Source organism: Streptomyces sp. NPDC050485, assembly GCF_044458185.1.
Classification (GTDB): domain Bacteria; phylum Actinomycetota; class Actinomycetes; order Streptomycetales; family Streptomycetaceae; genus Streptomyces.
In genome coordinates, this window is the sequence record NZ_JBITHR010000004.1 from 353,575 (window position 1) to 379,391 (window position 25,817).

The window sequence follows — 25,817 nt, forward strand, 5'->3', positions numbered from 1 at the left end:
GAACACATCGAAGAGCACCGGGAACGATCGTAGACAGGATGGTCCGGAACGCGGCGCGATCGGCACCGTATGACCCCGGGTCCGTGAACGTCAGGCGACGGCGAGCTGAACACTCCCGATGTCCGAACTCGCCCTCCACAGCGTGTAGTAGTTTCGCCACGCCGCCCATCATTTGCGCGCGCTCCCACGTCAGGGACCCTCCACGCACCGAAAGCCGTCGATGTCTGTTCTGACCTATCCGGAAGCAATAGGCGTCGGCCTGCTCCAAGGCGTCACCGAGCTGTTCCCCGTGTCCAGCCTCGGTCACAGCATCCTGCTGCCCGCGTTGCTCGGCGGACACTGGAAGCGGGACCTCGACGTGTCGGCCGACGGATCTCCGTACCTGAACGTCCTGATCGGACTGCACCTGGCCACCGCGCTGGCGCTCGTCGTGTACTTCCGCAAGGACTGGGTCCGGGTGGTGCGCGGTCTGGTCAGCTCCATACGCGAGCGCCGCATCGTCACGGTCGACCAGAAGCTCGCGTGGCTGCTCATTGTGGCCACCATTCCGGTCGGGATCGCCGGTCTGGCGCTCGACCACCTCTTCCGCTCGACCCTCGGAAAGCCGGTCCCGACCGCCGTCTTCCTCGCCCTCAACGGCATCGTGCTCTACTTCACCGAGCAGTTGCGCCGGGGTGGTACGGGACGCCGCCGCGCGGGCGCCTCGGTGGCACCCGGCGACGAGCACCTGGACCCCGACGAACTCTCGGACCGGCGCCTGACGCAGCTCACGTACCGCCAGGCCGTCTGGATCGGCGCCGCCCAGATCCTCGCGCTCTGCCCCGGGATCAGCCGCTCCGGCTCCACGATCAGCGCGGGCATCTTCCGCGGCCTCTCCCACGAGGACTCCGCCCGGTTCGCCTTCCTGCTCGCCACTCCCGTGATCGCGGCCGCCGCCCTGCTGAAGGTGCCGTCCCTGCTCGGCCCCGCGGGCGACGGGATCCGCGGCCAGCTGCTGGCCGGCAGCGTGGCCTCCTTCGTCGCCGGGTACGTCGCGGTCCGCTTCCTCACCAAGTACTTCGAGACCCGAACCCTCACCCCGTTCGCCATCTACTGCACCCTCGCAGGCCTGGGCAGCCTGGCCTGGCTGACGCTGGCCTGAGTCGCTACGAGTTCGGGGCGCAACCGGCATCGCTCCCGGTCCCGGGGTGAACGCCGCCCGGACTCACGACGGCCGTACGGCCATCGCGTCCAGCGCTTCCAGGAGGGCGGGGAGTTGGGCTCCGCGGCCCACCGGGTGCACCTGGCCGGGGTCGTCGTCGAGCAGGATGAAGGCGATGTCGTCGGTCCTGGCGACGAGGGACCACCCGGGGCCGTCCGCCCGCAGCATACGGGCGCCGCCCGGCGCGAACGCGGACCGGACCCGGCCGACCGGGGGAGCGGACTCCAGGTATCCGCGCGCCTCGTCCAGCACCCACCGAACCCGCGAGGCGCCAGGGGTCTTCGCCGTCTCCTCGGCACTTACGGCCTCGGGGCGTCCGGCATCCGGGCCCGCGTCGGAACCCACATCCTCACCGGTCTCCCCGGCGTCACTGGCCTCCTCATCTTGCCCGGCTTCCCCGGCTTCCCCGGCTTCCCCGGTGTCACCGGCTTCCCCGGCATCCGCATCCTCACCAGGGTCCGCATCCTCACCGGTGTCCCCGGTGTCACCGGTCGCCCCCTCCGCCCCCGAGCCGTCCGCAGGCAAGAACGCGTCGTCGCTCAACTGCTCGCGCCACGACGTCCATTGGAGGGCGATCTCGTCCGCGCCGAGGCGGCGCTGGGCCGGGCCCCATTGGCTGGTGTCGGGGGGTGCGAGCGGGGGCGGGCCCTGCGGGTCGGGGGCGGGGTCGTGCGGGGCGGGGACGCCCGGTGCCGCGATGACCAGTTCCAGCGGCCAGCCGGGCAGCGCCGCCACCACCGAGCGCTCGTCCGGCGACAGGTCGTACTCCATCCCGCAGTCCCAGGACGCGATCGCGACCGCCACGAGCGACACGTCGTCGACGACCACCGTCCAGCGGGCGCCCGCGCCGTCCTGCCCGAGCACGAGGCCGTAGCCCTGGGCGTACGGTCCAAGTCCCAGCGCCGCGCACGCCTCGGGGTAGTCGTCGCCGAGCATGCTCGGGAACTGCGCGGGCGTCAGCAGCATCGCCGTCAGCACGTACAGCGCCTCATCTGCGGCGCTTGCGGCCGCTTCGGCCTCGTCCGTCCCGGTCACGGAATCCTCCCCTTCGGTTCGCTCGTCGGCGCACCTTAACCAGTGGGTATCGCGGACGTCGAGGGCCGGGAACCGATCCTGCGGCGCCCGTCAGGCGGTCGGCAGTCCCATCAGCTCGTGGGCGACCGCGCGCGGGGACTCACCGCGGTCGTGGGCCATCGCGATCACCGCCCGGCAGGCCAGTTCGCGCACCCCGAACGACAGCGCCTCCGGCGACACCCAGCCCGCCGCCTCTTCGAGCGCGTCCTGGTCGTCCTCCGCGCAGGCCGCCACATACGCGGCCGCCGCCTCGAAGATGTTGTGGTGGCGATCGTCGGCCGGTTGTGAGCGGGCCGGCTTGCGGAATCTCCCGAACATCAGGACCACCTTCCCTGGACGACCAGCCGCCGCGGCGGCAACGCCGATCTTTGAAGCGGTCGTTCCCAACGTAGGGTTGGAGTTCCGTCGACAGATAGGGGGCAGCGTTGAATCGCTTCGACCGGCTCAAGGAAATCCAACGGCTCGATCCCGAGCGGGACTTCCTCGCGATCTACCGGATCACGGCGACCGTGGAGTTCCCCTGGGACTACACACGCGCTCTGGAACTCGCGCTGTACCGCACCTACGCCGTACCGAGCATTGGCCGACTCCTCGCCGAGACCACGGAACTGACGGACCGTCCGCAGAAGCGGTACGACGACACGGTCCTGCTGCTCGACACCATTGTGGAGCACGGCTTCGACAGCGTGAGCGGACGCACGGCGGTACGGCGCATCAACCAGATGCACCGCTCGTACGACATCAGCGACGACGACATGCGCTATGTGCTCTGCACCTTCGTGGTGATGCCCAAACGCTGGCTCGACTCCTACGGCTGGCGGCGTCTGAGCGACCACGAACTGCGTGCCTCGGCCGCGTACTACCGGACCCTCGGCAAGCACATGGGCATCAAGGAAATCCCGGCATCCTACGAGGAGTTCGAGCGCTGCCTCGATGAGTACGAGGCCGTGCACTTCGGCTTCGACGAGGGCGCGCGGCGGGTGTCCGACGCGACGATCGACCTGATGGGCTCCTGGTATCCGCGGCCGTTGGCCCCGCTGCTGCGGACCGCGAGCCTCGCGCTGCTCGACGACCCGTTGCTGCGGGCGTTCCGCTACGACCCGCCGGCCCCCGCCGCCCGGGCCCTGGTCCGCGGCGCCCTGCGCCTGCGGGCCCGCACCGTACGCCTGCTGCCGCCGCGCTCCGCGCCCCATTACGCGCGCCAGAACCCCGAGATCAAGGGTTACCCGGACGGCTACCGCGTCCCCGAGCTCGGCACGTTCCCGGTGCCCGGTGTGCGCGGCTGTCCCGTCCCGCATCTGCGCGGACCGGTCGACGCGTCCGAGTGACCGGCCTCACTCAAGCGAACGCAGCGTCGTGCGGAGCCACTTGAGCTCCGCCGCGCTGGTGGCCCGGGCGATGGTGAGGATGCCGCGGCGGAACGGATCGTCCAACTCCTCGGCGGCGACGGGGCGTTCACCGTCGTAGAAGAAGCTCGCCGGTTCCTCCAGGAAGGCGAGCCTGCGCCGCAGCACCTCGGCCTGCCGTGCCGGTTCCGGCAGATGGCGCAGAAACGCGAGCAGGGTGAACCAGCGGTTCTCGTCGGTGATGTCCAGGCGATCCGGTTCGGCCAGCCGCTCCCGCAGCTCCTGGCGACCCGCCGCGGTCAGAGTGAGCATGTGGCGCGGGGCGGCCGCCACCCCCGGCTGGGTCTCGCGCGCGAGCAGCCCGGCCTTCTCCAGGCGTTTGATGGCCGGATAGAGCGTGCTCTCGCCGACCGGGCGCACATGGCCGGTGAGCGCGGTGATGCGCTTGCGCAGCTCGTAGCCGTGCAGCGGCGCTTCGTACAGGAATCCCAGGATGGCGAGTTCAAGCATGCCCACATTCTGCCGCATCCACGCTGTACATCGGTAGCGTAGTACTGCGTTGCCGATGTATGGTCGGCCGCAAAGGAAGCGGACCAGAGGCGGGGAGTGCGTCATGCGGCAGGCGGAGTTCGACGGGCGGGGCAGCCGGATCCGGTGGACGGAGACCGAAGGGGATGGGCCGGCGCTCGTGTACGTGCACGGCCTGGGCTCCATGTCGGCCGTCTACCACGCGCACATCGCCGCCCGTCCGGAACTCGCGGGCCGCCGCCAGCTCTTCGTCGATCTGCCCGGCCACGGCATCAGCGACCGGCCCGCCGACTTCGGCTACCGACTGGAGGATCACGCGGGCGCCCTGGCAGCGGCCCTGGACGCGGCCGGGGCCACCGGGGCGGAGCTGGTCGCGCACAGCATGGGCGGCGCGGTCGCCATCGTGCTCGCCGACCGCCGCCCCGATCTGGTCGCCCGGCTCCTGCTGACCGAGGCCAACCTCGATCCCCACCCGGTGCCGACGGCGGGCAGCAGCGGCATCGCCGCGTACCGGGAGGACGAGTTCGTGCACGGCGGTGGCTTCGCGGAGGTCCTCGCGCGGATCGGCCCGCTGTGGGCGGCGACCATGCGGCTCGCCGACCCGCTCGGCCTGCACCGCACCGCCATCGGCCTCGTACGCGGTACGGAGCCGACGATGCGCGAGCTCCTGATGAAGCTGCCGGTCGAGCGCACGTACCTGGTGGGCGGGCGCGAGGACGAGCTCCCGGGCCGCGCCGAACTCATCGGCTCCGGCGTCCGGGTGGTGACGGTTCCGGACGCCGGTCACAACATCATGTTCGACAATCCGGCGGCGTTCGTACGCGAGGTGAGCGGGCGCAGCTGAGGCGGCCTGCCGGTCGGTCTTCGCGTGGGGCGGGCCCGGCAGGCTTGAGGCGGCCCGCCCTTCAGCCCTCGCGTACCGCCACCGCCAGGTACCGCTCGGCCTCATCCGTGTACGACGTGAGTCGCCAGCCCGCCGAGGCGAGCAGCGGGCGCAGCCGGGGCTCCGCGCGCAGGTCGTCGTCGGTGATCCGGCGGCCCTGGCGGGCGGCGAGCGCGGCCCGGCCGATGGGATGGAACAGGGCGAGGCGGCCGCCCGGGCGCGTCACCCGGGCCAACTCCCGCAGATTCTCGGCCGGTTCGGGGAGATGCGAGATCAGACCGGCGCCGAACACCACGTCCAGCGAGCCGGTGCGCAACGGCAGCCGGGCCACGTCGGCGCGCAGCAGCACGGCGTCCCGGTCGCGCCCGTTGCGTACTGCCTCGGTGAGCATCTCGGGGGTGAGGTCCGCGCCGAGGACGGTGCCCTTGGCGCCCACCGCCGCACGCAGCGGCGGCAGCGCGCGGCCCGTGCCGCAGCCCGCGTCGAGGACGGCATCGCCCTGCGCGAGGCCGAGTTCCGCGACGGCCGCGGCGTACGCCGGACCGTCGTCCGGGAACTTGCGGTCCCAGTCGGCCGCGCGGGCGGCGAAGAATTCCTGAACGTGTGTGTGGTCTACGGCCATGTCCCCATGATCCCTCACGGGGACAGCCGATGCCGCTTGGCTGAAAACCAACCACGGTGCGCATGTTCGAACAAGGCACGATCGTTCAGGAACATCTCTTCGTCATATTCAGGCAGCTTTCGAAATGCGCCCCCGCTGTGCGCCCCCTCCGGGACTAGCGTCCCTGGGCCATGGGACACTTGGACCACGCCGCCTTCGGCTGGCTGACACCCGTGCTGTCGTACGCGATGGCCTGCATAGGCGCCGCCCTCGGGCTGCGCTGCACCGTCCGCGCCCTGGGGGCGACCGGCCGTTCCCGGCGCAACTGGCTGATCACGGCGGCATCGGCCATCGGCAGCGGCATCTGGACCATGCACTTCGTCGCGATGCTCGGCTTCGCCGTGACCGGCACCGGCATCCGCTACAACGCGCTCCTGACCATCCTCAGTCTGCTCGTCGCCATGGTCGTCGTCGGAGCCGGAGTCTTCGCCGTCGGCTACGGCAAGGACCGCACCCGCTCCCTCCTGCTCGGCGGCCTCGCCACCGGACTCGGTGTCGCCGGCATGCACTACCTCGGCATGGCGGCCCTGCGGCTGCACGGACAGGTCCACTACGACCCCGTGCTCGTCGCGCTCTCCGTCCTCATCGCCGCCGTCGCGGCGACCGCCGCGCTGTGGGCCGGGCTCAACATCCAGTCGCCCGGCGCCGTGGCCGTCGCCTCCCTGGTGATGGGTGCGGCCGTCAGCAGCATGCACTACACCGCGATGTTCGCGGTGAGCGTGGACGTCACCCCGAGCGGTGCCGCACTTCCCGGGGCGACGGCGATGCAGTTCATCTTCCCCCTCGCCGTCGGCCTCGGGTCGTACCTCTTCATCACCGCAGCCTTCGTCGCGCTCTCCCCGACCGCGCGCGAACGCGCCGACTACGCCTCCGCCGAACAACTCGCCCCGGCCCCCTGAACCGCCTTCCGCCGCGCCGCACCCGGCCCCGACCCGTAAGCGAGGAGATCCGTGCGCACACCCCGCAAGGCCCCGGATGCCGAGCCCCCGACCGCTGCGGGGGCCCGCGGCAGGCGCGCCCACGCAGGACCGCCGGCCGTCGATGAGCACGCGGGACCGCCGGGCGCCCATGAGCACGCCGTGGCGCAACCGCCCGCGGCACGGGACGCCGAGGCCCGGTGGCGGCTGCGTCCGCGCACCGTACGCGCCAAGATCGTCTCGCTCCTGATGGTGCCCGCCGTCTCCCTGCTCGCCCTGTGGGGCCTCGCCACCGTCACCACCGCCCAGGACGTGTCCGCGCTGCGCCAAGCGCGCCGCGTCGATGAACAGGTCCGCGCGCCGGTCGCCGACGCCGTGGTGGAGCTCCAGGCCGAACGGCGCGCCGCCGTACGGTACTTGGCGTCCCCCGCCGACGACCGGGCCGCCGAACTCGACCAGCAGGCCAGGCGCACCGACACCGCCGTCGGCAGGCTCAGGCTCGACCGGAACCACACCGTCGCCGACGCCGGAGACCTGCCCGCCGTCGCCGCCGGACGGCTCCAGAAGTTCGTCATCCAGGCCCAGCAGCTGCCCGCGCTGCGCGCCCGCGTCCACGACCGCGGCACCGACTGGGACGCCGCCTACCAGCAGTACACCGACACCATCGGCGACGGCTTCGACGTCAATGGCGCGTTGGCCGGTGTCCAGGAACCGGCGCTCGGCTCCGAGGCGCGCGTCCTGTACGAACTCGGCCGGGCCGGCGAAATGGTCTCCCGCGAGGATGCGCTGGTCTCCTCCGCGCAGCTCAGCCGCACCTTCACGGCGGCACACCTGCGCCGCTTCGCGGGTGCCGTCGACAGCCGCCGCACCCTCACCGACGCCGCGACCGCCGACCTGACCGGCCCCGAACACGCCGCGTGGACCGCGCTGAGCGGCCAGCACGCGTACGCGGCGCTGCGCACCGCCGAGGACGGCGTCCAGGCCGCCGAGCCGGGGCACGGCGCCGCGACCGCCGTGGACCCCGCTGTCTGGGACGCGGCACTGGGCACGGTGCGGACGGGCCTGCGCGCCATCGAGACCGGCGCCACCACGACCGCCGCCGACCGCACCGACCCGATCGCCCGCGGACTGCTCACCCCGGCCGGTGCCGCCGTCCTCTTCGGCCTCGCCGCCGTCGCCGCCTCCCTGGTCATCTCCGTACGCATCGGACGCGGCCTGGTGGTCGAGCTGATCAGCCTGCGCAACAGCGCGCTGGCGATCGCCCGGCGCAAACTGCCCACCGCCATGGGCAAGTTGAGGTCCGGCGAGGAGCTCGACATCCGGGCGGAGGCGCCGCCGGGACCGCCTCCGCGCGACGAGATCGCGCAAGTCGGCGAGGCCCTCGCCACCGTCCACCGGGCCGCCCTGTCGGCGGCCGTCGAACGCGCCGAACTCGCCGGCGGAATCTCCGGCGTCTTCGTCAACCTCGCCCGCCGCAGCCAGGTCCTCGTCCACCGCCAGCTCAACCTGCTCGACGGCATGGAGCGCCGCGCCGACGACCCCGCTGAACTCGGCGACCTGTTCCGCCTCGACCACCTCACCACCCGCATGCGGCGCCACGCGGAGTCCCTCATCATCCTGTCCGGCGCCGCACCCGGCCGCGCCTGGAGCGTGCCGGTCCCGCTCACCAACGTCGTACGGGCGGCGGTGTCCGAGGTCGAGGACTACGCCCGCGTGGAAGTGCGCCAGCTCCCCGAGGCGGCCGTCACCGGTGGCGCCGTCGCCGACCTCACCCATCTGCTCGCCGAACTCGTGGAGAACGCGGCCCAGTTCTCGCCCCCGCACACCAGGGTCCGGGTCAGCGGCGAACCCGTCGGCAACGGCTACGCCCTCGAAATCGAGGACTGCGGACTCGGCATGGGCAGGGACACCCTTGACGAGGCCAACCGCAGGATCGAGCAGTCCGAGGCGCTCGACCTCTTCGACAGCGACCGCCTCGGCCTCTTCGTCGTCAGCCGCCTCGCCGCCCGCCACGCCATCAAGGTCCACCTGCGCACCTCGCCGTACGGCGGCACCACCGCGGTCGTCCTGCTGCCGACCGGCCTCCTGCAGTCGGCGATCGCGGTCGCCGCCCGCCCGGCGCGGGGCCCCGTCCGGCGCGCGGACCAGCCGCGCGACGAAGCGCGCACGGCGATCGACGCGCCCCTGGGCACCACCCCCCGCCCGGCCCTGGTCGCCCAGCACGAACCCCCGGCCGCCAGGCCCGAACCAGCCGCCCCGCCGCCCGGCGTCACCACCCTGCGCCAGCGGGCCCGGGGCATCGCGCCCGACAGCACCGACGACGGACTCCCGCGCCGGGTACGGCAGGCGAGCCTCGCCCCGCAACTGCGCGAGGCCCCCGTTCCCGAGGCCGACACCGGTCCGGACGGCGCGGCGCCCACCCCCGAGCAGGCGCGGGACCGCATGACGGCATACATGGGCGGCTGGGCGCGCGGCGGCGCCGACCACTCCGCCACCAGGACTCCCGTGCCGGGCGCGCCCGGCAGCGACGACACGAGCGAAGGAGACCGCGCATGATCGACCAGCAGAGGCTCGACACCCCGCACCACCCCGGCTCGGGAACCCGCTCCGGCTCCGGCTCCGGATCGGGTGAACTCGACTGGCTGCTCGACGACTTGGTGATGCGGGTGGGCGAAGTCCGGCACGCCGTCGTGCTGTCCAACGACGGCCTGTCCGTGGGCGCCTCCAGCGGACTGACCCGCGAGGACGCCGAACACCTCGCCGCCGTGGCCTGCGGCTTCCACAGCCTCGCCAAGGGAGCAGGCCGTCACTTCCACGCCGGGGGTGTGCGCCGGACCATGGTCGAGATGGACGACGGCTTCCTCTTCGTCGCGGCCGCGGGAGACGGCTCCTGCCTCACCGTACTGTCCTCGCTCACCACCGACATCGGGCTCGTCGCCTACGAAATGGCCCGGCTGGTGAAGCGCGTCGGCGAACACCTCCACACGCCGCCGCGTCACATCGTGCGCCCCCCGGCCGCCAGTTGACCGAAAAACGGACGCCCACCCCATGAATGAGCACCCGTCGGACGACCCCACCCATCAGCCCAGCCGCTGGTACGACGCCGAAGCGGGGCCGCTGGTCCGCCCGTACGCCATGACCGGCGGCCGCACCGCCCCCGGTCCCGGCGGCGTGGGCCTCGACCTCATCGCGCTCGTCACCCTCGGCGCGCCGGGGGGACCGGCGCCCGCCGAGGAATCCCTCCTCGGCCCCGAGCACCGGGCGCTGCTCGCCCTGTGCCGCAAGGAAGCCCCGTCCGTCGCCGAACTCGCCGCCGACGCCGACCTGCCCGTCGGAGTCGTCCGCGTCCTCGTCGGGGACCTGCTCGAAGCCGGCCATGTGGTCGTCAGCCGGCCCGTACCGCCTGCTCAGCTACCCGACGAGAAGATACTGAGAGAAGTGATCGATGGCCTCCGAGCACTGTGAACCCACCCCCGCCCTCGCGTTGAAGATCCTCGTCGCGGGCGGATTCGGAGTGGGCAAGACCACCCTTGTCGGCGCGGTCAGCGAGATACGGCCGCTGCGTACCGAGGAGTTGTTGAGCGAGGCCGGGCAGTGCGTGGACGACACCGGAGGTGTCGACCAGAAGACCACGACCACCGTCGCCATGGACTTCGGCCGGATCACCATCCGGTCGGGCCTTTCCCTGTACCTGTTCGGCACGCCGGGGCAGGATCGTTTCTGGTTCCTGTGGGACGAGCTCTCGCAGGGGGCGCTCGGCGCCGTCGTCCTCGCCGACACCCGCCGCCTGGAGGACTGCTTCCCGGCGGTCGACTACTTCGAGCACCGCGGCATCCCGTTCGTCGTCGCCGTCAACTGCTTCGCCGGAGCCCGGGCTCACGGCGCCGCCGATGTCTGCGCGGCGCTCGACCTCGACCGGGGCACCCCGGTCGTGCTGTGCGACGCCCGCGAGCGCGACTCCGGCAAGGAGGTGCTGATCCGGCTGGTCGAATACGCCGGGCGCAGGCACATGGCGCGGCTGCTCGACTCGGTCGGCTGAGCGCATGTCCACGACCCCGCCGGCACGCGAATCTCCGGCGCCCGGCACTCCTTGCCCGCGGCGCGCCGGTGGGGAAGGGTGGCGGAAGAACGGGGATACGGGGAATGCGTCAACGGGGAGGCCCGACATGGCACTGAACAAAGAACTCGACTGGCTGCTCGACGACCTGACGCGGCGGGTCGAGCACGTCCGCCACGCGATCGTGCTGTCCAACGACGGTCTGGTCACCGGCGCCAGCGCCGACCTTGTACGCGAGGACGCGGAGCACCTGGCCGCGGTCTCCTCCGGCCTGCACAGCCTCGCCAAGGGCTCGGGCCGGCACTTCCGGGCCGGCAAGGTCCGCCAGACCATGGTCGAATTCGATGAGGGGGTCCTGTTCGTCACCGCGGCGGGTGACGGCAGCTGTCTGTGCGTGCTGAGCAGCGCGGAGGCGGACATCGGCCAGATCGCTTACGAGATGACCCTGCTGGTCAATCGCGTGGGCGAGCACCTGTCGGTGGCTGCGAGGCAGCCCGGGAGCTTTGGAGCGACAGAGGTCTGAACTGGCGCTTTCCGCCCTTGGGTTGAGTTGTCCACAGGCCCGGCGGGATGTCGGCGCGGCGGGTTACGGTCGTCACCGAGAGTATTCGTCCCTCGATTACTCGTTCCTCACGGGGGAGGACCCGATGACCGTAGTCACCACCACGAACGCCGTCGTACGCGCTGCTGCCGCGAGCGCCGCGGCCCCGGCCGGGCCACGGCTCGCGCCGGGCGTCGCGGCCCGCGAACTGGAGCTCAGGCGGGGCGAGTTCGAGCTCGCCGTCCAGCTCGGCCACATCCGCACCAGCCCGGATCCGGGTGGCGGACGGCGCCGGGTCACCGCGCGCGAGGTGGCCAGGCTGAAAGCCGCGCCGGACTTTCCGGAGGGGCTGCGCGAGCGGGTGCGCACCGTCGGCACCCGCGAGGGCGCCGAACTGCTCGGCGTCGCCCCGGGGCGGTTCACCAGGCTGGCCCGCACGGGCCATCTCACGCCGGTGCGGTGCTACCTCAACCGCTACCGGGCCGTCGTCTGGCTCTACCTCGCCGACGAGCTGGTCGAACTCGCCCTGCGCGAGCCCGGGTTGCTCAGCGGCCGGCATCCGGAGCCGGACGACTGCCAGGACTGGCGGGCGCGCAACTGGCGCGGACGCCGGATCGCGATGCTGGCCCGCCATACCGACGACCAGTGGGAGCAGGCGGCCGCGGTCGCCTCCACTCTCGACAGCGCGCACCTCGCGGAGATCGTCCGGGATCCCTACGAACGGGCGTGCCTGAGGCGCCTGAAACCGGAGACATTCCGGGTCCACCCGGATTCCCCGACCGCCCAGGGCGTGGTCGACCGGTTGCTCCTGGCGGACGAGCCGGACGAGATCGAGTGGTACCGGCTGCGCCTGGTCGAGGCCTTGGCGGATGCGCGGGACCAGTGCCCGGCCCCGCGCCCGGTCGTGGGCCCCGCGGTGGAGCAGCGCGCCCGGGCGGAACGGAGTGCCCCTGCGGAACAGGACGCCCGGGCTGAACAGCGTGCCCTGGCGGAACAGCGCGCCCCGGCAGCCGAGAAACCGTCCGCCTCGCGGTCCCTCGGACCCAACGCCCCACAGGCCGCCCACCGTCCGGCCCGGCCCGCCACGCACGAACGAGGGGAGTCGGTACAGCGGAGTCTGCTGCGCTGGCTGCGGCGGGGAAAGTAGGCGGACCGGGGTGGGCGGCAACCTGGCCGTGGTTCATGACATCCTGTGACGTCACAGCTCGCCGGACGGGATCGGCGGACGTCCGGGGGTTACGGGGAAGGTCGATGAGGCTCTGCTTTCTGGTGGAAGAGCACTACCGCCATGACGGCATGCCCGTCGAGGTGATCCGCCAACTCGACGCCTGGGGCCACCAGGTCGACGTGGTGCGGCCCGGCGGCTCCCTGCTGCGGATCTCCGAGGCGGTCCGCGCGGGCAGCCACGACGCCTGGGTGCTCAAGACCGTCTCCGGCGGCCCGGGGCTCCCGCTCCTGGAGGCCGCCGCCGCTGTCGGGTTGACCACGGTCAACGACGCGCGATCCATCCGCGGCGTGCGGGACAAGGCGCTCGCGGCGGCCATCGGGCGCAGCCGCGGACTGCCGGTGCCGATGACCTACGCGGCGGCCCGGCCCGAACTGCTCGCGGAGATACCCGAGTCCGAGTTCCCGCTGGTGGTGAAGCCCGCCGACGGAAGCTCGGGACGAGCCGTGCACCTGGTGCCCTCGCCGGACCGGCTGGCCGCGATGCTGCCCGTCCTCGCGGGGGAGGGGATGCTGATAGCTCAGCCGTACGTCCCCAACTCGGGCATCGACCTCAAGGTGTACTGCGTGGGCGGCGAGCTGTACGCGACCGAGCGCCGCTCACCCCTCCACCCCGACCAGGGCGTACGCGAACGGCACGTTCCGCTGCCTGCCGAGGTGGCCGCCATCGTCGACCAGGTGGGCGCGGTCTACGGCCTCGACCTGTACGGCGTGGACGTGCTGCTCGGCCCGGACGGCCCGGTCGTGGTCGACGTGAACGACTTCCCGAGCTTCCGTCAGGTTCCGGACGCGGCGGCCCGGGTGGCCCGCGCCGTGCTCGAACTGGCCCGCACGGGCAGCGCGTCCGCGGCGTCCGCCTTCGTCCCCGCGGGAGGAGTACCGGAGCACTCGGTCGGGAGCGGCGGGCCGGTGGCCAGGGCGCGTCACGTGCGTGCCTCGGCCAGGGTGGGCGACGTCCGGTGAGCGGCATGACGACGGTCGGCCTGATCACACCGGAGCCGGAGCATCCGCTGCTCGCCGCCACCACGGAACTGCTCCGCCGCGAACACCGGGTGCTGGCCGTGGACCCGGAGAAGGCCGCGCACGCGGACGCGGGACCGCTCGCGGACGTCTATCTGCTCAAGGCCCGTACGCCACGGGCGCTCGCGCTGGCCCGGGGCCTGGAGGCGCGGGGGGTGCCGGTGCTGAACCAGGCGGCGGCGACCGCCCTGTGCCAGGATCGTACGGCGATGGCGCGGCGGGCCGGGGCGGCGGGTCTGCCGTTCTCGGCGACCCGCACGTTCGGGACGCTCGCCGAGCTGGCGGCCGATGGAGTGCGGATCGGCCCGCTGGTGGTGAAGAGCCGCCACAGCAGACGGCGCGACCTCGTGGCCCGGGTCGACAGCCCCGCCCAACTGGCCGAGCTGGCCGACGAGTGGGCGGACGAGCCGGTTGTGACGCAGGAGTTCGCCGAGAACAGCGGCTGGGACCACAAGGTGTGGGTGATCGACGGCCAGGTCTTCGCGGCGCTGCGCCGCTCCGAGCTCGCGCCCGGGGGCCGCGGCCCCACCCTGCCGCTCGCGCCGGGTGAACTGCCGCCCGACTGGGCCGAGTTGGTGGTGAGAGTCGGGGAGGTCTTCGGGCTCGATGTCTACGGGGTCGATGTCATAGACACGGGCGGCGGCACCCCGCTGATCGTGGACATCAACGCGTTCCCCGGGATCCGTGGGCAGGCCGGCGCCCCGGAGGCCCTGGCGGCGCTGGCGCTGCGCAGGGCCCGCGCGGCGGTCGCGGCGGTCTGAAGCGGGTACCGCCCGGCTCCCGCGCTGCCCGGTTCCCGGTGTCAGAGCCTGCGTCCAGACCCCGTCGGGCCCGGGCGGATAAACGCTGTCGGGCCCAAGCGGGATTCAGTCGTAGGCGCTCAGTGTGCCGTGTGCTGGATCACGGCGTTCCACGCGGTGATCACTGGGCGGTCGTGTTCGCGGCCGAGCCGGGACACCGCGCCCGTGTTCAAGACGAACAAGGCGCCGCCGGAGGCAGGCAGTCCGAGGTAGCGGGCGGTGAGGACGCGCAGGAAGTGGGAGTGGGCGATGAGCACGACGTCCTCGTCGCTCGCGCGCAGGGCCGCCGCGGCCTCGGCCAGCACCCGGTCGGCCCGCTCGCCGATCTCGGCCGGGCTCTCTCCGGGGTGCCCGGCGGGGCCGGGGGCGACCCCGTCGGCCCACAGATTCCAGTCAGGGCGGCCGCGATGGATCTCTGCCGTGGTGATGCCCTCGTAGCCGCCGTAGTCCCATTCGTGGAGATCCGGGGTGATGCGGGCATTCTTGAAACCGGCCAACTCGGCCGTGTGCAGGGCTCGTTGGAGCGGGCTGACCAGGACGAGCCCGATGGGGCGGTCGGCGAGCAGCGGGGCGACCGAGCGGGCCTGCTCTTCTCCGTGCGCCGTGAGCGGCAGATCGGTGTAGCTCGTGTGCCGTCCAGAAATCGACCATTCGGTCTCCCCGTGGCGTACGAGGATCAACTCACCCATGGCTGTGTATTCCGTTCTCCGTGCCTCATCCGCCGGGCCCGTACCGCCCCGGCCGTACGCGGGGACAACCTGCGACGGAGCGCCGGAATTCCGCACGGCCCGGCGTGTCGGGCACCGAAATTCCCAGGAGCGGGGTATCGACGGTGTGCGGGCCGGGCCCCGATGCCTTCGGGCCCGGCCCGTGGGGCGGACGCTCAGGCGGAGTGCAGGGCGAGCGTCGGGGACAGGCGCGCGGCGCGGACCGCTGGATAGAGCCCGGCGACCGTGCCGATCACCAGCGTCGCGGCGAACCCGCCGCCGACGGCCCACAGCGGAATCACCCAGGGGATGCCGCTCGACACGGAGTACGCCCCCGTGGCCGCCGCGCCCAGCGCGATGCCGGCGGCCCCGCCGAGCCCCGACAGCAGCAGTGACTCGGTGACGAACTGGCCCCTGATCTGGCCCCGGGTCGCCCCGATGGAACGGCGCAGCCCGATCTCGTAACGGCGCTCGAGCACCGAAATGATCATGGTGTTGGCGACACCGACCCCGCCGACCAGGAGCGCGACCCCGCCGAGCCCGAGCAGCAGGCTGCTGAACGCGCCCTCGGTCGCGGCCTTCGCCTGGAGCCCGGAGGACGGATCGGTGACGCTGACGTCCCGCGGCGTCTCGGGCGAGACCGTCCGCGGAATCAGGTCGTGGACCCGGCCGACCGACGCGTCGGCGGAGCGTTCGTAGACCGTCGTGGGGTGACCGTCGAAACCGAGCCGACGCGCCGCGACGTCCCAGCCGACCAGCGCCGAGCGGGCGATCTCGGGCGCCAGCGGCAGCGGGTCGAGAATGCCGAGCACGGTGAAGTACTGGCCGTTGATGAACACCCGCTGACCGGACGACGTGATGCCGAGCCGCCGCGCCGCCACATCGCCGAGCACCACCGATGGATACTTCCCCGTGGCGGAGTTGAGCCAGGCACCGCCGCGCATCGTGCCGCGCAGGGCGGTGAGCAGGCCGTCGGTGGCGGCCTGGACCTGGATGCCGCCGGTGATGGTGTCGGGGATCTTCTCCGACCGGCGTACCGACTGCGGAAGGGCGCCCGTCGCGCCGACGTGTGCGACCCCGGCGATCCGCCCCACCCGCCCGGCCGCGTCCTTCGCCAGCGGAACCGGCTTTCCGGTCAGCAGGTCCGTGCCGGGCGTCACGAGCAGCATGTTGGTGCCCAGCCTGTCGAGTTCCCGGAGCAACTGCTCCTTGCTGGACGCCGAGATACCCACCACCGCGATCATCGTGGCGATGCCGATCGCGATGCCGAGCGCCGAGAGCACCACCCGCAGCGGGCGGCTGCGCATCCCGGCGGCACCGGTGTGCAGGACGTCCCGCGGGGTGAGCCGGGCCGGCCTGAGCACCGGCCGCCCGCTCATCGGACGCCCTCGGACAGCAGCGCCGTCCCCGAGCCGCTGTCGGCGACGACCCGGCCGTCCCGGATCCGTATCTGACGCGGCAGCCGCGCGGCGATCTCCGTGTCGTGGGTGATGACGGCGATGGTCGCGCCCTCCTCGTTGAGTTCGTGGATGAGTTCCATGACCGCTTTTCCGGACGCCGAGTCGAGGGCGCCGGTCGGCTCGTCCGCGAGCAGCAGATCGGGTTCGCCGACGACCGCGCGGGCGATGGCCACCCGCTGCCTCTGCCCGCCGGACAGCTCGTGCGGCCGATGCTCCATACGGTCCCCGAGCCCGACCCGCGCCAGCGCCAGGGCCGCCCGCTCGCGGCGTTCGGCGCGCGGCAGCCCGGAGTACAGCAGGCCTTCGCCCACGTTGTCCCGGGCACTGATCCCCGGTACGAGGTGGAAGGCCTGGAAGACGAAGCCGATGTGCTGGGCCCGCAGCGCCGAGAGCCCGCGGTCGGTGAGGGCGGCCGCGTCGTGCCCGGCGATGGTCACGGACCCGGCGGTCGGCAGGTCGAGGGTGCCGATGATGTGCAGCAGGGTGGACTTGCCCGAGCCGGAGGGGCCGACGATCGCGAGCAGCTCGCCCCGCTCGACGGTCAGGTCCACGCCGCGCAAGGCGGCGACCGGGCCCGGGTACTCCTTGGTCACCCCGGCCAGTTCGACCACGGGCCGGTGGGGGAGGGTGGCATCGCTCATGTCGAAGGCACCCCGACCCGCAGACCCGAGCGCAGACCGGCGCCGGATATCTCGACCCGCCCCTGCGCGAACATGCCGAGCCTCACCGCCACTTCGCGCGCCTTGCCGTCGGCCACGACCTGCACACCGAAGGAGCCGTCGGCCAGTGCGAGCAGCGCACCGACCGGCACGCTCAGCACGTTCTTACGGGTCTCACCGGTGAGCTGCACGGTGGCGGGGGATTTGTCGATGCCCTTGACCTTCCCGGGGTCGTCGAAGGTGACGGTCACACCGATCCGGGGCGTCTTGTCGTTCGGGTCATCGCCCGCCTGCGCGGTCGAGCCGATGGACGACACCGTGCCAGAGGTGACGGTGCCGTCGGGCAGCTCCACCCGCACTGTGCCGCCCTGCTTGGCCAGAGCCGCGACCGGCACCTTGAGCTGGAGCTGTACGACCCGGTCGGAACCGGTCGTGGTCATGACCGTCTGGCCGGGCGCGGCCCGGTCGCCGACCGCGGCGTCCGCGCTCTGCACCCGGACCGGCCCGGCGGCGAAGGCGATCTGCTCGGGCCCCACCTGACCGGTCCGCGCCAGACCGTGCGCCGTCTGCCAGCGCTCGACCGCATCGGCGGTGCCGGGGGTGAACGCGTCGTCGTCGCCAAGGCCGCTGCCGAAGCCGAGGGCGCGCAGGTTCGCCTTCAACTGCCGTACGTCGCCGCCCTTGTCGCCGCTCTGCAGGACCCGGTACATCGGCTCGGCTCCGTACATCAGCCGCACGTCCTTGCCGTCGACCGCGTACAGCCTGCCGTCCCGGCCGATCGTGGCGCCGCTCCTCGCGAGCCAGGTCAGCGTGCCGGCCGCGCCCGCGTTGAGCTTGCTCTCCCCGGAGTAGCCGAGCGTGCCGTCGACGCTGGTGCTGCTGACCAGGTCACCCTGCTGAATGGGGGCGGTGGCGGGCGGCAGCCCCGGCTGGCGTCGGCCGGAATCCCCGGGTGCGGGCTGTGCGAGACCCGTGACGGCGAATCCGCCACCGGCCGCGGCCGCCACCGCGACCACCGTCGCGATCATGGTCCGGCGCCTCATGCGGCGCACTCGTTGAGGGCCTTCATGAACTTCTCCTTGTCGGCTCCCTCGGGAATCCTGAAGCCGCTGCTCTGCCCGTCCGCCACCTTCGGGTCGGGCATGTCGAAGCCCTTGCCCCGAAGACACTGCGCGATCTTGACGGCCTGGTCCCGCTGCTTCGGGTCCGGCGCGCCCGAGCCGCCGCCCCCTTGGACCCCCGCACCGCACGCGTCGAGGGCCTGCTTCCACTTGTCCGGGGACGCGCCCGGCGGCGGGGAGAGGACCTGCGCGTTCGGGTTCTCGCCCGGCTTGAGATCGGGCACGTCCATGCCCTCCTTGCGCAGGCAGCCGCGCACCGCCTGGGCTTTGTCGGCGGCGGAGCCCGCGCCGGAGCCGTCGCCGGAGGTGCCGGAATCCTTCTTCCCGGATCCGCCGTTGCCCGAGCAGCCGGCGGCGAACAGGGCGAACCCCGCAAGACCGGCCGCCAGGACCAGGGTGGGCCTGTGGTTCCGCATCGTTTCTCTCCTCGCGTACGCACGTCGACGCGGCGGCAGCCGCGCACCGGCCGCTCGACCGCGGCCGGGGAGAGAGTCCCGGAACACGCTGTTTCGTTTCCCTTACGGCGCCGCACCCGCCCCGGCGTAACAACGGCGAAAGGTCCGCTTCAGGTAGACAGGGGGCATGCGCGTACTGGTGGTGGAAGACGAGGTGTTCCTGGCCACGATGATCGCCGAGGGGCCTGCGCCGCGACGCGATCGCGGTGGATGTCGCCCTCGACGGCCTCAGCGGGCTCCGTAAACTGCGGCTCGGCGACTACGACGTCCTCGTCCTCGACCGAGACCTGCCCGGTCTGCACGGCGACGAGATCTGCCGCCGGGCGGTCGCCGAGGGGCTGCTCACCCGGGTGCTCATGCTCACCGCGGCCGGAACCGTCCGCGACCGGGTCGAGGGCCTCGGGCTGGGCGCCGACGACTACCTCACCAAGCCGTTCGCGTACGACGAACTCCTCGCCCGCGTCCTCGCGCTCGGCCGCCGCGCCCGGCCCGCGCTGCCCCCGGTCATCGAGCGGGCCGGCATCGTCCTGGACACCGCACGCCGCCGGGCCGGTCGGCACGGCCGTGAACTCGCCCTGACCCGCAAGGAGTTCGCCGTACTCGAAACCCTGATGCGCGCGGACGGCGGGGTGGTCAGCGGCGAGGACCTGATCGAGAAGGTGTGGGAGGAGCACGCCGGGTACGACACCAATCCGGTACGCGTCGCGCTCAGCCGGCTGCGCGCGAAACTCGGTGACCCGCCGGTGATCGAAACCGTCCCCGGCGCCGGCTACCGCATCGCACGCGACCCGCGCGGCGGCGCGGCGGACACCCAGGACACCCGACGGGCCGGCCGATGATCCGCCGCCTGCGCCCCACCACCGAACGGGCCCGGCTGACCGCGCTGTACGGCGGCCTCCTGCTGCTCGCCGGATGCGTACTGGTCGGCGTGATCTACGTACTCGTGCAGGACGGTCTGGACAGCCGCATCGGCAGCGCGTTCACGGGAGTCGTGCCCGGCGGCCAGAGCTCCCCGAGGCCGGCCGCCTCACCACCGGGCAACCTCGTACCCTCCGAACAGGCGGGCAAGTACGCCAGGACCGAGGTGGTCCAGATCGTCACCGCCGCCACCCTCAACCGCCTGCTGACCGTCTCCGCGATCGCGCTCGGCGTCTTCGCGGTGCTCTCGGCGTTCCTGGCCTGGTGGATGGCGGGGCGCGTGCTGCGCCCGGTCGGCCTCATCACCGCCACCGCGCGCAAACTCTCCGGCGAGAACCTCCACCAGCGCATCGACCTTGAGGGCCCGCCGGGCGAGCTCAAACAACTCGCCGACACCTTCGACCAGATGCTGGGCAGGATCGAGCAACTCGTGACCGCACAGCAGCGGTTCGCGGCGAACGCGGCACACGAACTGCGCACCCCGCTCGCCGTCCAGCGGGCGGCGGCCGAGATCGGCCTGGCCGACCCCGACCCCGAACGGATCCGCTGGATCCGCCGCGAACTCATCCAAGTCGCCGACAACAGCGAGCAGTTGATCGAGTCACTGCTCCTGCTCGCCGCGACCGACCAGGGCCTGGAGCGCCGCGAGGCGGTGGCGCTGGACGAGAGCGTGGCGGCCGTCGCCGCCGAACACGGCGACGAGGCCGGCGAGCGCGACATCACGATCACGACCGCACTGGACCCCGTGACGGTCGAGGGCGACCCCGTGCTGCTCTCCCATCTGATCCGCAACCTGATCGACAACGCGCTCCGCTATAACCACCGCGGCGGCAGCATCCGCGTCGGCCTCGCCGCCGCCGACCGTACGCTGCGGATCACGAACACCGGCCCGCCCGTCCCACCGGACGCGGCCCCGCACCTCTTCGAACCCTTCCGCCGCCTCCACGAACGCAGGCACGCGCCCGGCGAGGGCGCCGGACTCGGACTCTCCCTCGTCGCCTCCATCGCACACGCCCACGGCGGCGAAGTCACGGCCGAGGCCGACCCGGGCGGCGGACTGACGGTGTCGGTGCGCTTTCCGTAGCGATGCCGTCGGGGCGACCGGGCGCGGACCGGCAGCCGGTGTCAGACGAACACGAACGCCGCCGCCGTGGCCGCGCCCAGCGCGCCGCCCGCCACCGTCTGGGCGACCGTGTGGTACCGCAGGGCGACCCTGGACCAGCACACCGCGACCGTCATCGCGTAGGCGAGCAGCCACCACGGGGAGTGCACCACGGCGAGCAGCGCCACGACCGCCGACGCGACGGCGGAGTCCACCGAGATCTTCCAGACGGTGTTCACGGCCAGCAGGAAGATCGTCATCACCCACAGGGCGAGCATCGCGGCCAGGATGCCGGTCGGGGCATGGCCGAGCACCATGACGACCGAACCGGCCCCGATGGAGCCGAGGATGACGAAGAAGATCGGCGCCCGCTTGGTCCGGTCGACCACATGCCGGTCGCCCCAGGTGCCGCGCCTGCGCTCCCACTCGATGTAACCGGCCGGAATGAGCCCGGCACACAGCGCGCCGAGCAGCCCCCACAGCAGACCGGTCCACTCGCCGGCCGCCGCCAGGCCGATCCCGAGCATCCCGGCGAGCAGCACGTTGCGGGGCTGCAGTACCTCGGTGACGGCGCGAGCGGTGACCGTCGCACGGCTCTCGCTTCCGGTCAGGGTGTCGCTCACGCGGTCTTCTCCAGGGAGTTCAGGACGCTGCGGGCCCGCTCGCCGTTCACCGTCCGGTAGGCGGCCGCCACCCGTACCAGCCAGGCGACTTCGCCGTCCTGGTCGGTGGCGTGCTTGGTCTCGACGGCCGCGGCATCGCCTGCGGTGGCGCCGTCGGCCTCGGCGGCGAGCGCGGCCTTTATCCAGTACGCCTCGGCCGGCGGCCCGGTGTCCTGCGGGGCCGGAGCGTCGTCCGAGGCGGCCCATTTGGCGGCCGGGAGCAGGCCGTCCGGGACGTAGGGGGAGGAGCTGACCGAGCTGGTCCGCAATCGTCGTCACGCGTGTGCGATATGCGATCCGGGATCCTGGCCAATCGTCATGAACACGCAGCGGCCGCTACCCGGGCTGTCCGCCAGGGGCGCCTTCGGGGTGGTTGTCCCGGCCGTCCTTGCCGCCCCTGTCGTCCTTGTTGTCCTTGTTGTCCTCAAGGAGGGAGAGGGCGAACTGGAGCAGCGCGGGGTCGAGTCCGTCGTCGTCCACCTCGCGGCCGGCCAGACCGCGGACCTCGCCGGTACGCCGCTTCGCGAGGAACTGGAGCCCCGCGACAACGTCGTCCACGACCTCGGACTCGTCCTTGAAGAACCGCCAGTCCACGCCGAAGCCGAGCCCGAGCGCCTTGAGGATCTCCTCCGACGGGTTGGTGACCCTCCCGGCGAGGATGTTGGAGAAGTAGCTGTGCGAGAGGGAGCCGCCCCGCTCCTTGACCAGATCGGCGAAGACCCGCCCGGAGATCTTCTCTCCGGGGAAGGTCTTCTCCACCATGTATTCGACCTTCTGCTGCAACGTCGTCAACTCGGGCGTGCGCTTTTCGCCGTTGTCCATCAGGGTCCCCACGTCCACGTCCGCCGCTTCCTGCGCTCCTGGCGCGCGGCGGCGGCAAGCAGGTGTAGCCCTTCGCGACGGGGGACGCGCGAAGGGCTACACATGCATTATGCACCTTGTCTGTGCCGTCCGGTCCCCGCACCTGGCCAGGAATCGACCGGGTCCGCTCAATCTCCAGCCGAATTAGGCCAGTTGTCGAGCGGCTCCCGGCCATTGGCGCTGCGGTCTCAATCCGCGGGCGCGTTGGCGCCCGGCAGGTGCACGACCACGAGGACGAGGCCCGCCATCATGAAATTCCGGGCCGCGGCATCGAGGCCGTTCCAGGACTTGGACTGCCACATGGAGAACCACTCGCCACCGACGGCGATGAACCCGGCGCCGAACAACAGCAGCACCATCAGCAACCCGATCGTGCTCAGCCGCCGTGCCGGCCCGAAACCCGACCGATGCCGAAGTCCGCGTATCCACACCGCGCCAGCCGCGATGAGCACCAGGGCCGCCAGCGTCTCCCAGGCGATGATCAGGACGTACGCGATGTCCTGAAGCGTGCTCGACGTGACGGCCCGCCACATGAGGTGCGGGTCCTTGAACGTGGTGTCCATCGCTAGGACGTGCCGCACGAACTGGCGGTTGGTGTCGAAGTCGGTGATATTGCCGAAGACGACGAGCGCCATGTACAGCGCGACGGTGGCGGTGAGCACCGCCGCGGCGGCCGGCAGTGCCGGCAGCCGCATCCCGCTCGTGGGCGGCGCGCTGCCCGCCGCGCGTGCCCAGAACCTGAACCTGGACGTCATCCCGGACTCCCTTGCCGACGGACCGAACGTGTCATGCGCAGATCGTGTCATGCGCCGAACGTGCGGGCTTCAGGCGCCCGCCGATCAGCATGCCCACCATGGTGCCGGGTGCCACTGACAACCCGGCGCAAGACGCAGGCGATCGGGCGGTACACATCCGAACTGCCCGTTCATGACCGGGGCGTTGACGGGGGTCGGGTCCAGGAGTTGACTCGGGGCTGAAACAGCGCACCAGGGAAGGGAGCATGACCATGATTCCCGAGCAGCCTGTTCCTCTCACGGCTCCACCGAGCCCACACTCCACCCCGTTCACGACGCCCCGCCCGGCGACGCCGCCGCTGCGCGCGGCCAGTTGCAGCTGCGGACCGAGCTGCCAGTGCGGCTGCCAGAGCGGTGGCCCCTGCCAGTGCGGGGGCGCCGTCCCCTGCTGACTCCGTGCCGACAGCACGCGGCCCCGCCGGAAATCCGGCGGGGCCGCGTGCGGTGTGAGGGGGCCGGAAGTGGTCCCTCTTGGGTCAGCCGAGCCGGGTGAGCTTCGCGCCGAACGACGGTTCGGCCAGGTCGTCCCGCAGCGTGACCGGCACCTTCGCCTCGCCGGTGCCGCTGCCCACGGTCAGCGTGCCGACCTCGGTCCCGGCCTTCGCCGTGTGCGGCAACTCCTTGCCGCCGTCCGTGAGTTTGATGTCGACCGTGGCGCCCGACCAGACCGGAACCGTCAGGTCCTTGGCCGCCACGACCGGCACGCTGCCGCCGAGGCCGTCCTCCACCTCTCCGACCACCTCGCCCTTCTTCACCACCGTCTCGCTCCTGAGCTCCTTGCCCGCCGCGAGGATGAGGCTCTTGCTGGCCGCGGTCGCGGTTTCGATGATGCTCGGCTTGTGCTGGCCGAACACCGCCCCGACGATCAGCTGCTTGCTGTCGCCGACCATTGTCTCGGCCGCGAACAGCAGATTGCCGCCCGCCTTGGTCGTGGACCCCGTCTTGATGCCCACGACGCCGTACAGCGGGACGAGCTTGTTGAAGTTGCGCTGCGTCTTCGCCGTCTCCACGGTGGTGCCGCCCGACGTGGTCGTCGACGTGTACGACGGCAGCTTGGCGATCTGCCGGAACACCGGATCGGCCATCGCCCGCTTGGCCAGCTTCACCTGGTCCTCGGCGGTGCTGACAGTGGACTCCATCAGGCCGCTCGCGTCGGTGTACGTGGTATTGGTCATGCCGAGTTCCTTGGCGGTGTCGTTCATCTTCTTGATGAACGCCTCCTCGGTCGACGCGTCCCAACGGGCCAGCAGCCGGGCCACGTTGTTCGCCGAGGGCAGCATGACGGCCTGCAGGGCCTCCAGTTCGGAGATCTGCTGGCCCGCCTTCACCTCGACCACCGACTCCTTCTCCTGGACGCCGTTGGTGTAGTCGTCCTGCGCCTTCTGGTCGACCGGGATCGAAGGCCCCTTGTCGCCGGCCTTGAGCGGGTGGTCGCGCAGGATGAGGTACGTGGTCATCACCTTCGCCACGCTGCCGATGGGCAGCGGATTCATCTCCCCGAAGGAGCCCATGTGGCCGAGGCCGTCGATGTCCACCACCGCCTGGCCCTCCGACGGCCACGGCAGCGACAGGGCTCCGCCGTCGGCGGTGTGGTTCGACTTACCGGTGAGCTTGAGCGTCGGCGCGGGGAGCGGACGCAGCGCCTGCACCGTCACCAGGACGATCGCGAGCAGCACGATCAGCGTGCCCCAGATCTTGATCCTGCGGGTGACCGTGCGGGCGAGCGTCTCCGGCTTCGGCGGCGTGTTCGTCAGCTGCGCGAGCAGATCGAGCGCGGGCGGCGCCTCCGCCGTACCACCGCTACCGGAGGTGGCCGCGGGCCCCGCCGCGTCGGGCGCGGGCGGGCGGGTCAGCGCCATCGTACGGTCGTTGTCCAGGCGGCGCGGTGCGGCGAACTCCCGGGTCCGCTCCGGCTCGGCGGAGCTCTCGCCGGGGCCTGCGGCGGGCGACGGCGACGCGGGGGCGGGAGTGGTGGGGCGTGGCGAGGCGGGGCGCGACGGGGCGGAGGGCGGCAGATCCGGCTTGAGCGCGACGAACTCGCTGGTCCGCTCGGAGGCCGACTCCTTCCAGCCGCGCCGGGCGGGGGTGCGCGCGGGCGCGCTCTCGGAGGCCGACTCCGGCTCGCTGGGGGGCACCTGGGCGCGCACCGCCGAAGCGTCCTGTGCCCCTTCCTTCCGCTTCCCGTCCTTGGACTCCCCTTCCTTCGACGGTTCGTCGTGCGGCGGGGTGTTGGACTGGCTGTCGCCGCTCGCAGCGTGATCGCCGTCGTCGCGCGCGTCGGCGGCCGCGTCCTCGGCCGGCTTGGCGGAACCGCGGTGCGGCTCGCGGGCCTTGTGGGGCTCACGGGGGTCAGGCGCCGGACGAGGTTCGGCTACGGATTCGCCCGCTCCGGCCTTGTCGCCTGCTCCAGTTCCGGGGCCCGCTCCGGCCTTGTCGGTCCCAGTGGCTGTGGCAGGCTTCCCGGCCTCGTCAGCCTTCTGGACTCTGTCGGCCGGGGAAGGCGGGGCGGCAGTGTCAGCCGTGGTGGCCGCGGCGGGCGTGTCGGCTTGCTCGGCCTTCGTGACTCGCTCGGCCTTCTCACCCCGCGGGCCATCGGCTCGGGTCTCATCACCCGCGGTCTCGGCCGAGGACTTGCCAGTGGCAGCCTCGTCAGTCGAGGGCTTACCAGCCGCGGTCGCGTCGGCCGAGGCAGCGTTCACTGCTTCCGCTTCGTTGCCCGATCCTCCCTCCGTGCCGGAAAGCCCGCCCGCCTTCGCGCTGTTCTTCTCGTTCATACGTCGTGCAGCCCGCCTTGCTGATCTCGCCCTGTCCTCTGCGCTGTCGGCC

26 protein-coding genes and 2 pseudogenes are annotated in these 25,817 nt (G+C 72.2%); 14 read left to right on the forward strand and 14 right to left on the reverse strand.

Features of this window, described 5'->3' with window-relative positions:
• Positions 1-220: 220 nt before the first annotated feature.
• Complete coding sequence (locus tag ACIBK6_RS10870) at positions 221-1,141, forward strand: undecaprenyl-diphosphate phosphatase (protein ID WP_399050718.1); 921 nt, start codon at positions 221-223, stop codon at positions 1,139-1,141.
• 63 nt (positions 1,142-1,204) lie between these two features.
• Here ACIBK6_RS10870 and ACIBK6_RS10875 read toward each other — a convergent pair whose 3' ends face one another.
• Both ACIBK6_RS10875 and ACIBK6_RS10880 read right to left on the reverse strand, forming a co-directional pair.
• Positions 1,205-2,236, reverse strand: a complete 1,032-nt coding sequence (locus ACIBK6_RS10875; protein ID WP_399050719.1) for a hypothetical protein — start codon at positions 2,234-2,236, stop codon at positions 1,205-1,207.
• 90 nt (positions 2,237-2,326) lie between these two features.
• Positions 2,327-2,593, reverse strand: coding sequence for a hypothetical protein (locus tag ACIBK6_RS10880; protein WP_399050720.1), 267 nt, complete (start codon positions 2,591-2,593; stop codon positions 2,327-2,329).
• A gap of 107 nt (positions 2,594-2,700) precedes the next feature.
• On the opposite strand from ACIBK6_RS10880, the gene ACIBK6_RS10885 reads away from it, so the two are divergent.
• On the forward strand, positions 2,701-3,603 hold the full coding sequence (locus tag ACIBK6_RS10885; RefSeq protein WP_399050721.1) for an oxygenase MpaB family protein: 903 nt from the start codon (positions 2,701-2,703) through the stop codon (positions 3,601-3,603).
• Between the two features lie 6 nt (positions 3,604-3,609).
• Here the strand turns inward: ACIBK6_RS10885 and ACIBK6_RS10890 are convergent, their stop codons facing one another.
• Positions 3,610-4,131, reverse strand: coding sequence for a PadR family transcriptional regulator (locus ACIBK6_RS10890; protein WP_399050723.1), 522 nt, complete (start codon positions 4,129-4,131; stop codon positions 3,610-3,612).
• 103 nt (positions 4,132-4,234) lie between these two features.
• Between ACIBK6_RS10890 and ACIBK6_RS10895 the strand changes: the two genes are divergently transcribed.
• The gene (locus ACIBK6_RS10895; RefSeq protein ID WP_399050724.1) at positions 4,235-4,993 is read left to right on the forward strand and encodes an alpha/beta fold hydrolase; all 759 of its coding nucleotides are present in this window, start codon (positions 4,235-4,237) and stop codon (positions 4,991-4,993) included.
• A 61-nt stretch (positions 4,994-5,054) separates the two neighbouring features.
• Here the strand turns inward: ACIBK6_RS10895 and ACIBK6_RS10900 are convergent, their stop codons facing one another.
• Positions 5,055-5,654, reverse strand: coding sequence for a class I SAM-dependent methyltransferase (locus tag ACIBK6_RS10900; protein WP_399050726.1), 600 nt, complete (start codon positions 5,652-5,654; stop codon positions 5,055-5,057).
• Positions 5,655-5,824: 170 nt separating this feature from the next.
• Between ACIBK6_RS10900 and ACIBK6_RS10905 the strand changes: the two genes are divergently transcribed.
• From ACIBK6_RS10905 to ACIBK6_RS10945, 9 genes are all read left to right on the forward strand, one after another.
• Positions 5,825-6,592: an MHYT domain-containing protein gene (locus ACIBK6_RS10905; protein ID WP_399050727.1), complete on the forward strand. Its 768-nt coding sequence runs from the start codon at positions 5,825-5,827 to the stop codon at positions 6,590-6,592.
• 51 nt (positions 6,593-6,643) lie between these two features.
• Complete coding sequence (locus tag ACIBK6_RS10910; protein WP_399050729.1) at positions 6,644-9,166, forward strand: nitrate- and nitrite sensing domain-containing protein; 2,523 nt, start codon at positions 6,644-6,646, stop codon at positions 9,164-9,166.
• The gene (locus ACIBK6_RS10915) at positions 9,163-9,636 is read left to right on the forward strand and encodes a roadblock/LC7 domain-containing protein (RefSeq protein ID WP_399050731.1); all 474 of its coding nucleotides are present in this window, start codon (positions 9,163-9,165) and stop codon (positions 9,634-9,636) included. The genes ACIBK6_RS10910 and ACIBK6_RS10915 overlap by 4 nt, the downstream gene beginning before the upstream one ends.
• Before the next feature lie 22 nt (positions 9,637-9,658).
• The gene (locus ACIBK6_RS10920) at positions 9,659-10,075 is read left to right on the forward strand and encodes a DUF742 domain-containing protein (RefSeq protein ID WP_399050733.1); all 417 of its coding nucleotides are present in this window, start codon (positions 9,659-9,661) and stop codon (positions 10,073-10,075) included.
• Positions 10,056-10,649: a GTP-binding protein gene (locus ACIBK6_RS10925; protein ID WP_399050735.1), complete on the forward strand. Its 594-nt coding sequence runs from the start codon at positions 10,056-10,058 to the stop codon at positions 10,647-10,649. The genes ACIBK6_RS10920 and ACIBK6_RS10925 overlap by 20 nt, the downstream gene beginning before the upstream one ends.
• A 127-nt stretch (positions 10,650-10,776) precedes the next feature.
• Positions 10,777-11,190: a roadblock/LC7 domain-containing protein gene (locus ACIBK6_RS10930; protein ID WP_399050737.1), complete on the forward strand. Its 414-nt coding sequence runs from the start codon at positions 10,777-10,779 to the stop codon at positions 11,188-11,190.
• 124 nt (positions 11,191-11,314) lie between these two features.
• The gene (locus tag ACIBK6_RS10935; protein WP_399050739.1) at positions 11,315-12,355 is read left to right on the forward strand and encodes a DUF6397 family protein; all 1,041 of its coding nucleotides are present in this window, start codon (positions 11,315-11,317) and stop codon (positions 12,353-12,355) included.
• 104 nt (positions 12,356-12,459) lie between these two features.
• Entirely contained in the window at positions 12,460-13,395 is a 936-nt protein-coding gene (locus ACIBK6_RS10940; RefSeq protein ID WP_399050740.1) for a RimK family alpha-L-glutamate ligase, read from the forward strand.
• Between the two features lie 5 nt (positions 13,396-13,400).
• Positions 13,401-14,213 carry a RimK family alpha-L-glutamate ligase gene (locus tag ACIBK6_RS10945; RefSeq protein WP_399050742.1) on the forward strand — a complete coding sequence of 271 codons (813 nt, stop codon included), beginning with the start codon at positions 13,401-13,403 and terminating at the stop codon, positions 14,211-14,213.
• Positions 14,214-14,332: 119 nt separating this feature from the next.
• Here the strand turns inward: ACIBK6_RS10945 and ACIBK6_RS10950 are convergent, their stop codons facing one another.
• The 5 genes from ACIBK6_RS10950 to ACIBK6_RS10970 all read right to left on the reverse strand — a co-directional run bounded on the left by ACIBK6_RS10950 (position 14,333) and on the right by ACIBK6_RS10970 (position 18,615).
• The gene (locus tag ACIBK6_RS10950) at positions 14,333-14,941 is read right to left on the reverse strand and encodes a histidine phosphatase family protein (RefSeq protein ID WP_399050744.1); all 609 of its coding nucleotides are present in this window, start codon (positions 14,939-14,941) and stop codon (positions 14,333-14,335) included.
• Between the two features lie 194 nt (positions 14,942-15,135).
• On the reverse strand, positions 15,136-16,338 hold the full coding sequence (locus ACIBK6_RS10955) for an ABC transporter permease (protein ID WP_399050746.1): 1,203 nt from the start codon (positions 16,336-16,338) through the stop codon (positions 15,136-15,138).
• Entirely contained in the window at positions 16,335-17,060 is a 726-nt protein-coding gene (locus tag ACIBK6_RS10960; protein WP_399050747.1) for an ABC transporter ATP-binding protein, read from the reverse strand. The genes ACIBK6_RS10955 and ACIBK6_RS10960 overlap by 4 nt, the downstream gene beginning before the upstream one ends.
• On the reverse strand, positions 17,057-18,121 hold the full coding sequence (locus ACIBK6_RS10965; RefSeq protein WP_399050748.1) for a peptidoglycan-binding protein: 1,065 nt from the start codon (positions 18,119-18,121) through the stop codon (positions 17,057-17,059). The genes ACIBK6_RS10960 and ACIBK6_RS10965 overlap by 4 nt, the downstream gene beginning before the upstream one ends.
• The gene (locus tag ACIBK6_RS10970; protein WP_399050750.1) at positions 18,118-18,615 is read right to left on the reverse strand and encodes a hypothetical protein; all 498 of its coding nucleotides are present in this window, start codon (positions 18,613-18,615) and stop codon (positions 18,118-18,120) included. The genes ACIBK6_RS10965 and ACIBK6_RS10970 overlap by 4 nt, the downstream gene beginning before the upstream one ends.
• 166 nt (positions 18,616-18,781) lie before the next feature.
• On the opposite strand from ACIBK6_RS10970, the pseudogene ACIBK6_RS10975 reads away from it, so the two are divergent.
• A pseudogene (locus ACIBK6_RS10975) lies at positions 18,782-19,493 on the forward strand (response regulator transcription factor).
• A complete protein-coding gene (locus ACIBK6_RS10980; RefSeq protein WP_399050751.1) occupies positions 19,490-20,656 on the forward strand; it encodes a sensor histidine kinase in 1,167 nt (388 codons plus the stop codon). Before ACIBK6_RS10975 ends, ACIBK6_RS10980 begins: the two are co-directional and overlap by 4 nt.
• A gap of 41 nt (positions 20,657-20,697) precedes the next feature.
• On the opposite strand, the gene ACIBK6_RS10985 is transcribed toward ACIBK6_RS10980, so the two are convergent.
• The 5 genes and pseudogenes from ACIBK6_RS10985 to ACIBK6_RS11005 form a co-directional block, all read right to left on the reverse strand.
• Positions 20,698-21,297: a hypothetical protein gene (locus ACIBK6_RS10985; protein WP_399050753.1), complete on the reverse strand. Its 600-nt coding sequence runs from the start codon at positions 21,295-21,297 to the stop codon at positions 20,698-20,700.
• Positions 21,294-21,575 (reverse strand): annotated as a pseudogene (locus ACIBK6_RS10990) (DUF6545 domain-containing protein); the annotation flags it as partial. The pseudogene ACIBK6_RS10990 and the gene ACIBK6_RS10985, both read right to left, overlap by 4 nt.
• Before the next feature lie 97 nt (positions 21,576-21,672).
• Positions 21,673-22,158: a hypothetical protein gene (locus ACIBK6_RS10995; protein ID WP_399050996.1), complete on the reverse strand. Its 486-nt coding sequence runs from the start codon at positions 22,156-22,158 to the stop codon at positions 21,673-21,675.
• Between the two features lie 227 nt (positions 22,159-22,385).
• On the reverse strand, positions 22,386-22,892 hold the full coding sequence (locus ACIBK6_RS11000) for a DUF2165 domain-containing protein (RefSeq protein ID WP_399050998.1): 507 nt from the start codon (positions 22,890-22,892) through the stop codon (positions 22,386-22,388).
• Positions 22,893-23,467: 575 nt separating this feature from the next.
• Positions 23,468-25,765, reverse strand: a complete 2,298-nt coding sequence (locus ACIBK6_RS11005; protein ID WP_399050755.1) for a D-alanyl-D-alanine carboxypeptidase — start codon at positions 25,763-25,765, stop codon at positions 23,468-23,470.
• Positions 25,766-25,817: the final 52 nt, after the last annotated feature.